This window comes from Pseudomonas sp. GM24 (genome assembly GCF_000282235.1).
Classification (GTDB): Bacteria; Pseudomonadota; Gammaproteobacteria; order Pseudomonadales; family Pseudomonadaceae; genus Aquipseudomonas.
In genome coordinates, this window is record NZ_AKJR01000073.1 from 28,922 (window position 1) to 41,554 (window position 12,633).

The window sequence follows — 12,633 nt, forward strand, 5'->3', positions numbered from 1 at the left end:
AGGGAGAGGGGGCCGACCGAGGTGACTCAGGCTATCCATCGACCTGAAAAACCGTGTCGATTATGGATTCAAAGCTAATCGTTCAGGTCGGCGTAACTCTTCAATATCCCCCATTCAGTCCCCTCTCCCTCCGGGAGAGGGCTAGGGTGAGGGGCTTTTGATTTTCAGATCATCGGCCTTGCAGCCGCAATCGCCACCAGCACCAGCCCGACAATCAGATTAAGCCCCACCACGCGGCGAATCCGCCCCAGCACCGCCGCACCCGCCGGCCAGTCCTTCGCGTCCACCGCCGTACGCAACTCCGGCAGCATCAGCCCCTGAATGCGGATAAACAGCGCCGTCATCACCACATACAAGCCCATCATCACCTGCACATATTTCGGCGCGGTCTCAAAGCCGACCTGCTGCAAATGCAACATGCCCACACCGCTGATCGGCAACAGGATCACCGCAACCCAGACCCAACGAAAAAAACCCTGAAACACTTCCACCCACAAGGTCAGGCGGGCTGGGCCGTCGAGGGCCTTCACAGCCGCCGGGCGCAGGACCATCCAGGCGAAAAACATGCCGCCAACCCAGACCAGGGCGGACAAGACATGCAGCGGGTAGACGAGGCTAAAAAGTGTCATTGGGTTACTCCGTTCTGCGCAGGATCGATTCGCGGGGTATGATAGCCGCCGATCCAAACCACTGAAAATTTATCCAGCGTTTTTTGCGCCCGACACTCAATGATCAGCACTGAACTCAAAACCACGATCCAGGGCGCCTACTCGCGTTTTCTAGAGGCCAAGAGCCTCAAGCCGCGTTACGGCCAGCGCCTGATGATCGCTGAAATCGCCAAAGTCCTCGGGGATATCGACACCGACGACGAAGGCCGGCGCAGTGGCGACCCCGCGATTGTTGCGGTGGAAGCCGGCACCGGTACTGGCAAGACAGTCGCCTACAGCCTGGCCGCGATCCCCACCGCGAAACTGGCCGGCAAGCGCCTGGTGATCGCCACCGCGACCGTCGCCCTGCAAGAGCAGATCGTCTACAAGGATTTGCCCGACCTGATGCGCAACAGCGGGCTGAATTTCAGCTTTGCGCTGGCCAAGGGCCGTGGCCGCTACATGTGCCTGTCCAAGCTCGACATGCTGTTGCAGGAAGGCCACGCGCAAACCGCCACTGCCCAGTTGTTCGAAGAAGAAGGCTTCAAGATCGAGGTCGATGAGGCCAGTCAGAAGCTGTTCACCAGCATGATCGAGAAACTCGCCGGCAATAAGTGGGACGGCGACCGTGACAGCTGGCCGAATGCGCTGGAAGACGCCGATTGGGCGCGCCTGACCACCGATCACAGCCAGTGCACCAACCGGCATTGCCCGAACTTCGGCCAGTGCGCCTTCTACAAGGCCCGCGAAGGCATGGGCAAGGTCGACGTCATCGTCACCAACCACGACATGGTCCTGGCTGACCTGGCGCTGGGCGGTGGCGCGGTACTGCCGGATCCGCGCGACACCATTTACGTGTTCGACGAAGGTCACCACCTGCCGGACAAGGCGATCGGTCACTTCGCCCACTACACACGCCTGCGTTCCACCGCCGACTGGCTGGAAACCACCGCGAAGAACCTGACCAAATTGCTGGCCCAGCACCCGCTGCCGGGCGACCTCGGCAAATTGATCGAGCAAGTGCCGGAGCTGGCGCGGGAGATCAAGGCCCAGCAGCAGTTCATGTTCAGCGCCTGCGAGCAGGTCGCCGATTTCAAACCGGGCGAAGACGTCGAGGGCCGTGAGCGTCCACGCCATCGTTTCGTCGCCGGGGTGATTCCCGAGCACATGCGCGAAATGGGCATCGAGCTGAAGAAAGGCTTTGCCCGTCTCAACGATCTGTTCACGCGCCTCACCGACCTGCTCAAGGAAGGCATGGACGGCGAGGTCAACATCGGCATCGCCAGCAATCAGGCCGAAGAGTGGTACCCGCTGTTCGGCAGCCTGTTGTCCCGTGCTTCGGGCAACTGGGAGTTGTGGACAGCCTTTACCGCCGAAGATCCGGAAGACAGCCCGCCGATGGCGCGCTGGCTGACGTTGGCCGAAAGCGGTTCGCTATTCGACATCGAGGTCAACGCCAGCCCGATTCTGGCGGCGGAAACCTTGCGTCGTAGCTTGTGGAACGTGGCCTACGGCTGTCTGGTGACTTCGGCAACGCTGACCGCTCTGGGTACCTTCGACCGCTTCCGCATGCGCGCCGGCCTGCCGAAAAAAGCCGTTACCGCCGTGGTGCCGAGCCCGTTCCATCACGCCGACGCCGGTGTGTTGCGCGTGCCGGATCTGAAGGCCGACCCGCGCGATGCGGCGGCCCACACGGCAGCGATCATTCGTGAGTTACCCGATCTGGTCGAAGGTTCGCGCGGCACCTTGGTGCTGTTTTCCTCGCGCAAACAGATGCAGGACGTGTTCGACGGCCTCGACCGCGACTGGCGCAAGCAAGTGTTCATTCAAGGCAACCTGTCGAAACAGGAAACCCTGAACAAGCACAAGGCGCGGGTCGATGGCGGTGATTCCAGCGTGCTGTTCGGTCTCGCCAGTTTTGCCGAAGGTGTCGACTTGCCGGGTGCCTACTGCGAGCACGTGGTGATCGCCAAGATCCCGTTCTCGGTGCCGGATGATCCGGTCGAAGCGGCGCTGTCGGAATGGATCGAAGCCCGTGGCGGCAATCCGTTCATGGAAATCTCCGTGCCCGATGCTTCGCTGAAGCTGGTTCAGGCTTGCGGGCGTCTGCTGCGTACCGAAGAAGACCGCGGCACCATCACCTTGCTTGATCGGCGCCTGGTCACTCAGCGCTATGGCAAGGCGATCCTCAATGCGTTGCCTCCTTTCCGTCGTGAAATATCCTGAGACAACGGTGGGCAGTTTTGCCCGCCGTGTTGTCTATCTCTCTGCTATCGCTTTTCCATTGGCCATTGTTGGTCGTTAGGGAGAACTCCGTTCTTATGATCCGCCGTTCGTTGCCTGCCGTATTCGCCTTGATCTTCGCCACGCCGCTGTTCGCGGCGCCTGCGGGTCAGCAGACCTTGTTCAACTTTGTCCGTCCTGCCGACGTGGTGAAAATCGCCACCGAAAACGCGGATCTGCCGCAGGCCAACGCCGAACAGACACCGGAAGGTGAAGTGCTGCGCCGGGTGACGTTCAATCCGGTGGCCCGCCCGACCTTGCGCCTGACGCCGCAGACTGGCGCCTGGGACTGGTCGCAGTCAGGCATGATGACCTTGCGTTTGCAGAGCGCTATGGACTGGGCGGTGACGGTCTACGTGCAGATTCAGAGCAACGACGGTCGGACACTGGTCAGTCGCGTCGACTTGCCAGCAGGTCCTGCGCAAACCCTGTTGGTACCGCTAGTGGCATCGACGCCGCTGAGTCAGGGCATGAAAGCCGGTCCGCCGATGCCGATGACAGTCGATGGTCAGCGGATCCTGCTGGCCGCCAGCAGCGGCGAAATCGATCGCAGCCAAGTGGTCTCGGTGAGCCTGTCGATGGATCAGCCGAAAGTCGCCCAGAGCTTGCTGTTGGAGCGTTTCGGCGTGCAGGACGGCGATTCGGTCACCCAAGCGGTGTACGGCAATCTGGTCGACGCCTACGGGCAATCGACCCGCAGCAAGTGGCCGGAAAAGGTCAGCAACGATGAACAACTGAAATCCGCCGCCGCCAAGGAACAGCAACAGCTGAAAACCTGGCTGGCCGAGCGTGAGAAGTCCTCGCTGGACAAATTCGGTGGCTGGAACAAAGGCCCGGCGTTCAAGGCCAGCGGTTTCTTCCGCACCGAAAAACGTGATGGCCGCTGGTATCTGGTCACGCCTGAAGGGCATCCGTTTTACTCGCTGGGCGTGAACACCGTCAGCCCGCAGGTCAACCAGACCTACGTGGCCGGTCGTGAATACATGTTCGAATCCTTGCCTAAACCTGAAGACCCGTTGGCCAAGCACTTTGGCGAGGGTGACAACCGTGGCGGCAATGGTGTTGATCAGGGCCGCGGTTATGGCAACGGGCGCTGGTACGACTTCTACGGCGCCAACCTGCAGCGCGTGTACGGTGAGCCGTGCAAAGCCGACAGTGAAAGCAAGTCCGGGGTAGCGGAAGCGGCCAAGTCTGCAGCCGCTGAAACGGCCGCCGTCCAAGCCGCCGAGCCTGCCCCAGTGCCTGCCGAGCCGAAGTCCGGCGTCGCTGAAGCGGCCAAAACCGAAACCGTACAAGCGACAACAGAAAAAGCTGCCGAACCGTGCAAGGCCACCATCGATGAGCAACAGTGGGCCAGCCACACGCTTGATCGTCTGCAAGCCTGGGGCTTCAACACGGTTGGCAACTGGAGTGCCGATTCGCTGAGTGATGCAGATCGTGTGCCGTACACCTTGCCGTTGTCGATCGTTGGCGACTACACCAGCATCAGCACCGGCAGCGACTGGTGGGGCGGCATGCCAGATCCGTTCGATCCGCGTTTCGCCATGGCCACCGAGCGCGCCGTCGCTATCGCTGCCCGCGATCACCGCGATGATCCGTGGTTGATCGGCTATTACGCCGACAACGAACTGGCCTGGGCCGGTCCCGGTGACGATCCGAAATCCCGCTACGCGCTGGCCTATGGCACGCTGAAAATGACCACTGACGTACCGGCCAAACGTGCATTCCTCAAGCAATTGCGCGACAAGTACCGCAATCAGGCCGGGCTGTCGAAGGCATGGGGCATCGATCTGCCGGCGTGGGAATTGATGGAAGACCCGGGTTTTGTACCTCCGCTGCCGAGCCCGGAACATCCGGAAATCGAAGCGGACTTCAAATATTTCCAGAAAGTCTTCGCTGACACCTACTTCAAAACCATTTCCGACTCGCTGAAATGGCACGCGCCGAACCAGTTGCTGCTCGGCGGCCGTTTCGCCATCAGTACGCCGGAAGCCGTGGCGTCCTGCGCGCAGTATTGCGATGTGCTGAGTTTCAATATGTACACGCTCAAACCGCAGGATGGTTATGACTTTGCTGCGTTGGGCGCTTTGGACAAACCGGTATTGATCACCGAATTCAACTTTGGCTCAGCGGATCGTGGCCCGTTCTGGGGCGGCGTCACGCCAGTGGCCAAGGAAGACGATCGCGGCCCGGCGTACGCCAACTTCCTCAAGCAGGCCTTGAGCGAACCGTCGATTGTCGGCGTGCACTGGTTCCAGTATCTCGATCAACCGGTGACCGGGCGTTTGCTCGATGGTGAGAACGGTCATTTCGGTCTGGTCGGGGTGACGGATCTGCCGTATCAGGGCTTTGTCGAATCGGTGCGCAAGAGCAACTTGCAGGCCATTGATCAGCTTGGCAAAGAGGCTGAGAAAGCGGCCGCAGCGGCGGGGCATGAGGCTGAGGGCGGGCGCAAAGGCGAGGCCGGTAAAGGGCCGGGGGCAGGGCATGCCGGTGGGCATTCGGGGAATGGTCATTAACGCGTGACGCTTTAAAAAGATCGCAGCCTGCGGCAGCTCCTACTGAGAAACGCAATCCATGTAGGAGCTGCCGCAGGCTGCGATCTTTTGACTTGGCTTTCAACCGTCTGGCCCGCAGCTGTTCCCAAATCCCTCTGGGGCTGGAACAATGCGGGCCACTTTGTAGAGCGTTTTTGCGGGGAGTTGCGGGTGCAGATTCAGGGACATTACGAGCTTCAATTCGAAGCGGTGCGCGAAGCTTTTGCCGCCCTGTTCGACGATCCCCAGGAACGCGGCGCAGCCCTGTGCATCAAGGTCGGCGGAGAAACCGTCCTCGATCTTTGGTCCGGCACTGCCGACAAAGATGGCGCTGAGGCTTGGCACAGCGACACCATCGCCAACCTGTTCTCCTGCACCAAAACCTTTACCGCTGTCACCGCCCTGCAACTGGTCGGCGAAGGCAAGCTGCAACTGGATGTTCCAGTTGCGCGCTACTGGCCGGAATTCGCCGCCGCTGGCAAAGAATCCGTGACCCTGCGCCAATTGCTCTGCCACCAGGCCGGTTTGCCGGCGCTGCGCGAGCTGCTGGCGCCGGCAGCCCTCTACGACTGGCAAACCATGGTCGATGCCCTTGCGGCCGAAGCACCATGGTGGACACCGGGTACTGGTCATGGTTATGCCGCGATCACTTATGGCTGGCTGATCGGCGAGTTGCTGCGCCGCGCTGACGGTCGTGGGCCGGGCGAATCGATCGTTGCTCGTGTTGCTAAACCTTTGGGTCTGGATTTTCACGTCGGTCTGGCTGACGAAGAGTTCCACCGTGTGGCGCACATTGCCCGCGGCAAAGGCAATGCTGGCGATGCCGCTGCCCAACGCTTGCTGCAAGTGACCATGCGCGAGCCCACCGCGATGACCACCCGCGCTTTTACCAACCCGCCGTCGGTGCTCACCAGCACCAACAAACCGGAGTGGCGACGCATGCAGCAACCGGCGGCCAATGGCCACGGCAATGCGCGCAGTCTGGCCGGGTTCTACGCGGGTCTGCTTGACGGCAGCCTCCTCGAAAGCGACATGCTCGAAGAGCTGACCCGCGAACACAGCCTCGGCGAAGACAAGACACTATTGACCCGGACCCGTTTCGGTCTGGGCTGCATGCTTGATCAACCGGATGTGCCCAACGCCACTTACGGTCTCGGCCCTCGTGCATTCGGTCATCCGGGTGCGGGCGGTTCCATCGGTTTCGCTGATCCTGAGCATGATGTTGCCTTCGGTTTTGTGACAAATACCCTTGGGCCGTACGTCTTGATGGATCCGCGCGCGCAGAAGCTCGCGCGGGTGCTTGCCACTTGTCTGTAAAGTTGCATCCGAGGTCCCAGGGTCGGAACCTCAAGCGGTTTTTCGTTTCAAAACGGCTGTTTATCCGGGCGAAAGTGCTCTGATTTTTCATTACTTCATTTTGTGGATTTTCAATGTCATCTAAAAAGACCCTCGCCCTGGCCCTGTGTGTAGCGATCACCGGTTGTGCACAGACCCCGAAAAACGATGCGGACGGCGGCAGTTGGTGGCCGTTCGGTTCTTCCGACAAGGTTGCGGCCAAGGAGCCAGCACCGGCTCCAGCCCCTCTGAAACCTGCGGCCACCGCACCCGTGGACAAGACTGAAAGCAGCAACCCGTGGTACTGGCCGTTCGGTTCTGATGATGAAGCGGTCAAAGCCGACATGAAGGCTGAAGTCGCCCCGGAAGCGAAAAAACCGGCAACCGTGGCCAAAGCTGAAGCCGACGCGGGTGGCAAATGGTGGTGGCCGTTTGGCGGCAAGGATCAGCCAACCACCAAAGCCGTGCCGATGCCCGATCCGAAAGTCACTCAAGCCTGGCTCGACGACTACGAGCCGCGCCTGCGCGAAGCGGTCAAGGACAGCAATCTGCAACTCGAACGCCGTGACAACGTGCTGGTCGTGACTGCACCGGTCGAAGGCTCGTTCAACCCGGATCGTCCAGCCATGTTGCTGCCGGTCACCCTCGGCCCGTTCACCCGCGTGGCGAAAATCCTTGAAGCCGACCCGAAAACGGCCGTGCTGGTCCTTGGCCACAGCGATTCCAGTGGTGCTGCGCCTGCCAACATCAAGCTGAGCCAGGAACGTGCCCAATCGATTGCGGCGATCTTCCGTCTCAGCGGCCTGCAGCGTGATCGCCTGATGCTGCGCGGCATGGGTTCCGAAGCGCCGCGTGCCGCCAACGACAGCGTTGAGGGGCGTGCCCTGAACCGTCGCGTTGAGCTGCTGGTGACCCCGCAGAACACCATGGTTGCCCTGTTGAGCAAGTACAACATGCCGGCACCGAAGCCAGTGACCATGGTCGCCGCGCAAGACGTCAAGCCAGCCGCCAAACCGGTGACCCCGGCCCCAGCCGCGAAAAAAGCAGCTGTGCCAGCGACCAAAAAAGCTCCGGTGAAAAAAGCTGCTGCCAAGGCGCCGGCTAAAAAGGCCCCGGCCAAGGCCCCAGCGAAAAAGACTGCGCCAGCCAAAGCCGCCGCGACCGACAAGAAAGTCGCCGCGACCGATGCCACCAAGAAGTGATCCGCTAACGAAAGGAATGCGCCATGACCCAGGCTCTGGCAGATATGCGTCGTGATTACACCCGGGATGGTCTGACCGAGGCGCAAGCCCCGGTCGAGCCTTTTGCGCTGTTCCACCAGTGGTTCGCCGACGCGGTGAAAACCGAACAGGTGCCGGTGGAAGCCAACGCCATGACCCTGGCCACGGTCGACCAGGATGGGCGACCGCACTGTCGCATTCTGCTGCTCAAGGGCCTGGACGAGCAGGGCTTCACCTTCTTCACCAACTACGACAGCGCCAAGGGCCAGCACCTGGCGGCCAATCCGTTCGCCGCCATGACCTTCTTCTGGCCGACCCTGGAACGTCAGGTGCGCATCGAAGGGCGGGTGGTCAAGGTCACGCCCGCGGAGTCCGATGCCTATTATCAGGTGCGTCCGCTGGGTAGCCGTCTCGGTGCCTGGGCATCACCGCAGAGCCGGGTGATCAACGGGCGCGGTGAGCTGGAAGATTTGCTCAAGGCCACCGAGCAGCGTTTCTCCGATACTCAGCCCGACTGCCCGCAACACTGGGGCGGTTACCGCTTGCTGCCTGAGCGCATCGAATTCTGGCAGGGCCGTCCGAGCCGTCTGCACGATCGCCTCAACTACCGTGTGCAGGGCGCCGACTGGATTCTTGAACGTCTGGCACCCTGAGCAGTCTACCGAGCGGGATAGTCTGCCGCGGCGGCCTCCAGCCACTTCGGCAGATCCCGGCGCTTGATCTTTTGCGCCTGAGCGCGAGCCAGTTGTTCGAGCATGAAGGCACGTTTGCCCTCGTCCTTGCCGGCCAATGACAGCGCCAGGTCGCGATCCATCCAGCGTTTGATCCGCACGTACAACCACCCATGGAAGTACAAACCGGCGGCAGTGGTGACGACGATGATGAAGTAATCCATGAAAATCCTTGGTGTCGGTGGCGCAGATTTGCCAATTTGGCGCTACTGTAGGGGCTACGTCAGGGAGAGCGTGCAGGTGTCTGTACAGCGCCTGAATGAAAGCCAATTTATCCGGGCAGTGTCGTGACAGGCGTCAAGCCACGGAGTTTAATGACTATATGTTTCTTTGGAGTTGATGCTATGCGTAAGTCTGTTCTGCTGGTTGCTTCCTTTTCCACGATGGCGATGTTGCTTACCGGCTGCCAATCGAGCCTGACCGGTGACTCCTACTCCCGTGACGAAGCGCGTCGCGTGCAGACGATTCGCATGGGCACCATCGAATCCCTGCGCCCGGTGAAAATCGAAGGCACCAAAACCCCGATCGGCGGCCTCGCTGGTGCAGCGGTCGGCGGCGTCGGCGGCAGCGCCATCGGCGGCGGCAAGGGCAGCATCGTTGCCGCGGTTATCGGTGCGGTGGCGGGCGGTCTGATCGGTTCGGCAACCGAAGAAGGTCTGACCCGTACCCAGGGTGTGGAAATCACCGTGCGTGAAGACGACGGCAGCATGCGTGCCTATGTGCAGCAGGTTCAGGAGAATGAAGTGTTCCGCGTAGGCGAGCGCGTGCGCATCTCCACCGTTGGCGGGACCAGCCGCGTTTCGCACTAAGCGGAATTCAGGGTAAAGAAAACCCCGATCAGGTGACTGGTCGGGGTTTTTTAATGCGTTTCAACGTCCATTGCACGTCAGTTGGAAGGTGACCTTCGGATCGAAGACATTCCTTCCCAGCAGTTTCTCCAGCGCGGCAAGCTGATCATTTGAAAGATCGTAACCCTCCCAGCCTTCCTGCTTACAAGACCAATTCATGATGGCAGCCAAGTTCTCGTCGCATCCGCTAGGCAGGTCTTCTTCAAAAACGAGAAACTCTGTTTTCCTATCGAATGCTTCAATCCTATAAATCATAAGAGACCGTCACCAGACATCACTGTAGTCAAAAGAGATCTGATAATCGTAAGTTTTGAAGACGATGCCATGTTGAAAATACGGCTGAATGATTGGAACCCATTCTTCGAAAACATTGAAACCGCCATTGTTTATGTTGTTTTCCACCGGTATTCCCAAGGCATTCAAAACGCCCTCATCATCCCCTAAATCCTTGGAATACTCTTCGCCTTCGCACAGATCAGTTTGCTTGTCGTACCACTCTAGCCTCAGTTTTAATCCCATCATCAACCTCACAAATATTTTTTTCTGATGCTTCTTTCATCTTTCGCATCTTCGCGTCGCTCCCCCGTAAAAGGGTCAAACGCGCCTAGGTGAGTTCCGTCACTTGCTCGGTAAACCTCCAACTCTCCGTGCATCGAGTCCCACTCGTAGATTTTTCTACCTTTCGCATCTTTCCACCGTTCCCGAAGTCCTCCGCCTCCTTGTATAGGATTCTTTTTCTGCACCTTTATCAGTCCGGGAAATGCAGTGATTTCCTCTGCTTTTGGAGGCCTATGATAACTATGCCCCGCGGACGGTAAGCCTTTACGTGATGATGTACTGACTACGATGTATACCGGCCTAACACCCGAATTAGCCGGAAACACCAAAATGAAATCCCGATACTCTGGCGGATAAACCGGATTCACCAGAATTCCATCCGCCGCTTTCGTCGGCGGATAAACCCAGATGTGCGGTGCCTGCGGTGCAGCCTCCAGCGCGGGGATGCCGAGGATGTCGGAACCGTCCACAGCAGGCGTCCAGATCAGTTCTACACCTTCGCCCAAGTCAGCAATGAACTGGCTGTCACGCAACTTGAACTGCACGACATCAACCATTTCCCAATCGCGATTCTTGCCGGTGTAGAAGCCGTAGCCCTTCAGGCTGCCGTCGGCCTGCTGTTCGACCCTCAGCCGAACACGCGTTCGCGCCTGTTCAAGTCCACGCAGTTGTTCGTCGGTATAGAGCGCGCTGTCACCAAGGCTCGATGGCATGAACAGCGCAACCAAACCAACCAAAGGTGCAACAACCGCACTAGATACAGCAGCGGGCAGTGCTTCAAACACCGATCCCGCCAAAGCCAGACTGCCAAATCCAGCCGGAATAGCGGTTGCACCGATTTTCTTGAGAGGAACTGCGCCGCTTTCATCGGCTTCACGCGCGCCCAGCAGGATCAGGTCGCCGTAATCCTTCAGGCTGTCGGTCGGCACCATCCCCGAAGGACTGGAGTAATCGATAATCGCATCCGGCAATTTGCAGGACTTGGCGAATACGCAGCCGGCACGGACGGGCTCTGTCTTTTTGACCGCCACCTCACGGCTGCGCTCGAAAGCCTCCTGCCGCGCCAGCATGGCGTCGTAAGCGTTTTGTCTGGCGTCGCGCTCGGCCAGTTCAGTGGCCGTCATGTAGCGGTAGGTGACGTGATGCCCGTCGCCTTGCGGTGGGTTGGAAACCCGAGGAATGTCCTTGTTGCCAGCCACTGATCGTCCTTTTGCTCATCCATCGACAGCCCTTCGCAAAGGGCTGCGCAACGTTAACGAAGCAGGAAAATGGTGGCTGTAGGACTCGTCTCTAAAGACGTGGGGATTGTTCGACGGATGCTGATCTGTAGATAGGCTGTTGTTCGAGACTCAGAGGACTGAGCCCGCAGGAAAAATTTGTTCAGCGCACTACAGTAATTTGTCGAGCACGAACTCTTTGAACCAAGGTGGCTGAGTATCTGATTTGATCTCAATCAGCTCGCCATCGGTGATCTCCGCAACCTGCGTGAGGCCTTCGCTACCTTCATCCGAGTTGTCGAAAATGTAGGCTCTGTTGGAGGTCAGGATGGCATCAGACAGAAGCTCCAAAGATCTCCAGTACCGCGCCTCTATCTTTTCAGGAGGAACGCTGTGCCCACCTTGTTTAACACGATACGCAACCCTGGCAATGTTGATCTGAGGGTCGGCGGTAGCGACGTAGTAAACATAAACCCGGTAACCGGAAGCATGAGCTTCGGCGAGCAGTTTGACCTTGTCAGAGGACGACATGACAGTTTCAAACGTAAAGCTGATTCGCTCTTTGATCAAAGATCTTCGTATGAAGTCGGAAAGGGCTGATGCGACGTACGAGTCGATTACAGTATTTGCGAAGCTAAGCCGTTCACCGTCGATTGTCAGGGAATCCAGCTTTGCCAATGAGTGAGGGGATTTCTTGAGTAGAGCGTGCTCACGAAAGAATTCAAAGATGTCTTCTTTGTGAGCTTCGATGCGATAGGAGGTGAAGTCAAAATACCCTGTATCTTTGATTGAGCGTTCTATGTCATCAGGATTTATGTAATTTCCCAGCAAATGCGCTGGAACCAGTCGATTGAACGTGCTTTTTCCTGACCCGTTCGGGCCTGCGAATATCCGTATTCTCGGTGTGCTCAAGAATTAACCTGTTTCGAGGATTTGTTGATGTGCAGGCGGGTGCCGCTTTTCAGGTTTCCATAGGTACCGATTGTGCGCAAAACAACAGAACTCTTCTCTGTCACTTCAAATAGCTGACCATCTTTAGCAACGAGCACTGCAGCACCATTGGCGAGCGCCATTCTGTAGGCGTTGCTGAATGCCTTCAGAGCGATGTCCGGAATCCGAGACTCCTGTATGGAAATCTGATCGTCCGTCATTGGGCGTTTTTCTGCTTTACGTGACATGGATGACTCCAGAATCGGTGCTGAGAAGGTGCGGCTGTCGACCAAAGATATAGCACACTTGCGAGGTTCAGAGCCAAGC

General features: G+C 58.7%; 13 protein-coding genes. 6 read left to right on the plus strand and 7 right to left on the minus strand.

Annotation, left to right across the window (positions count from 1 at the left end; genetic code table 11):
- Positions 1-164: 164 nt before the first annotated feature.
- Positions 165-629, minus strand: coding sequence for a CopD family protein (locus PMI23_RS11385; RefSeq protein ID WP_007918589.1), 465 nt, complete (start codon positions 627-629; stop codon positions 165-167).
- Between the two features lie 99 nt (positions 630-728).
- On the opposite strand from PMI23_RS11385, the gene dinG reads away from it, so the two are divergent.
- From dinG to pdxH, 5 genes are all read left to right on the plus strand, one after another.
- The gene (gene dinG / locus PMI23_RS11390; protein WP_007918588.1) at positions 729-2,873 is read left to right on the plus strand and encodes an ATP-dependent DNA helicase DinG; all 2,145 of its coding nucleotides are present in this window, start codon (positions 729-731) and stop codon (positions 2,871-2,873) included.
- A gap of 95 nt (positions 2,874-2,968) precedes the next feature.
- A complete protein-coding gene (locus PMI23_RS11395) occupies positions 2,969-5,449 on the plus strand; it encodes a beta-galactosidase (RefSeq protein ID WP_007918586.1) in 2,481 nt (826 codons plus the stop codon).
- 189 nt (positions 5,450-5,638) lie between these two features.
- Positions 5,639-6,784: an EstA family serine hydrolase gene (locus PMI23_RS11400; RefSeq protein ID WP_007918573.1), complete on the plus strand. Its 1,146-nt coding sequence runs from the start codon at positions 5,639-5,641 to the stop codon at positions 6,782-6,784.
- A 113-nt stretch (positions 6,785-6,897) separates the two neighbouring features.
- Complete coding sequence (locus PMI23_RS11405) at positions 6,898-8,004, plus strand: OmpA family protein (RefSeq protein WP_007918571.1); 1,107 nt, start codon at positions 6,898-6,900, stop codon at positions 8,002-8,004.
- 23 nt (positions 8,005-8,027) lie between these two features.
- On the plus strand, positions 8,028-8,675 hold the full coding sequence (gene pdxH, locus PMI23_RS11410) for a pyridoxamine 5'-phosphate oxidase (protein WP_007918569.1): 648 nt from the start codon (positions 8,028-8,030) through the stop codon (positions 8,673-8,675).
- A 5-nt stretch (positions 8,676-8,680) separates the two neighbouring features.
- Here the strand turns inward: pdxH and PMI23_RS11415 are convergent, their stop codons facing one another.
- Complete coding sequence (locus PMI23_RS11415) at positions 8,681-8,917, minus strand: hypothetical protein (protein ID WP_007918567.1); 237 nt, start codon at positions 8,915-8,917, stop codon at positions 8,681-8,683.
- A gap of 180 nt (positions 8,918-9,097) precedes the next feature.
- Between PMI23_RS11415 and PMI23_RS11420 the strand changes: the two genes are divergently transcribed.
- Positions 9,098-9,562 carry a glycine zipper 2TM domain-containing protein gene (locus PMI23_RS11420; RefSeq protein ID WP_007918566.1) on the plus strand — a complete coding sequence of 155 codons (465 nt, stop codon included), beginning with the start codon at positions 9,098-9,100 and terminating at the stop codon, positions 9,560-9,562.
- A gap of 60 nt (positions 9,563-9,622) precedes the next feature.
- On the opposite strand, the gene PMI23_RS11425 is transcribed toward PMI23_RS11420, so the two are convergent.
- The 5 genes from PMI23_RS11425 to PMI23_RS11445 form a co-directional block, all read right to left on the minus strand.
- Positions 9,623-9,856, minus strand: coding sequence for a DUF7683 domain-containing protein (locus PMI23_RS11425; protein ID WP_007918565.1), 234 nt, complete (start codon positions 9,854-9,856; stop codon positions 9,623-9,625).
- Positions 9,857-9,865: 9 nt separating this feature from the next.
- Positions 9,866-10,120: a colicin E3-like toxin immunity protein gene (locus PMI23_RS11430; RefSeq protein ID WP_007918564.1), complete on the minus strand. Its 255-nt coding sequence runs from the start codon at positions 10,118-10,120 to the stop codon at positions 9,866-9,868.
- 8 nt (positions 10,121-10,128) lie between these two features.
- Positions 10,129-11,358 (minus strand): S-type pyocin domain-containing protein, encoded by a 1,230-nt coding sequence (locus PMI23_RS11435; protein ID WP_007918563.1) that lies wholly within the window; start codon positions 11,356-11,358, stop codon positions 10,129-10,131.
- A 189-nt stretch (positions 11,359-11,547) separates the two neighbouring features.
- Complete coding sequence (locus tag PMI23_RS11440) at positions 11,548-12,288, minus strand: zeta toxin family protein (protein ID WP_007918555.1); 741 nt, start codon at positions 12,286-12,288, stop codon at positions 11,548-11,550.
- Positions 12,285-12,554, minus strand: a complete 270-nt coding sequence (locus PMI23_RS11445; RefSeq protein WP_007918554.1) for a hypothetical protein — start codon at positions 12,552-12,554, stop codon at positions 12,285-12,287. Before PMI23_RS11445 ends, PMI23_RS11440 begins: the two co-directional genes overlap by 4 nt.
- Positions 12,555-12,633 lie beyond the last annotated feature (79 nt).

Coding starts and splice junctions, on each gene's coding strand:
- PMI23_RS11385 (WP_007918589.1), bottom strand. CDS start 629: ATGACACTTTTTAGCCTCGTCTACCCGCTGCATGTCTTGTCCGCCCTG.
- dinG (WP_007918588.1), top strand. CDS start 729: ATGATCAGCACTGAACTCAAAACCACGATCCAGGGCGCCTACTCGCGT.
- PMI23_RS11395 (WP_007918586.1), top strand. CDS start 2,969: ATGATCCGCCGTTCGTTGCCTGCCGTATTCGCCTTGATCTTCGCCACG.
- PMI23_RS11405 (WP_007918571.1), top strand. CDS start 6,898: ATGTCATCTAAAAAGACCCTCGCCCTGGCCCTGTGTGTAGCGATCACC.
- pdxH (WP_007918569.1), top strand. CDS start 8,028: ATGACCCAGGCTCTGGCAGATATGCGTCGTGATTACACCCGGGATGGT.
- PMI23_RS11415 (WP_007918567.1), bottom strand. CDS start 8,917: ATGGATTACTTCATCATCGTCGTCACCACTGCCGCCGGTTTGTACTTC.
- PMI23_RS11420 (WP_007918566.1), top strand. CDS start 9,098: ATGCGTAAGTCTGTTCTGCTGGTTGCTTCCTTTTCCACGATGGCGATG.
- PMI23_RS11425 (WP_007918565.1), bottom strand. CDS start 9,856: ATGATTTATAGGATTGAAGCATTCGATAGGAAAACAGAGTTTCTCGTT.
- PMI23_RS11430 (WP_007918564.1), bottom strand. CDS start 10,120: ATGGGATTAAAACTGAGGCTAGAGTGGTACGACAAGCAAACTGATCTG.
- PMI23_RS11445 (WP_007918554.1), bottom strand. CDS start 12,554: ATGTCACGTAAAGCAGAAAAACGCCCAATGACGGACGATCAGATTTCC.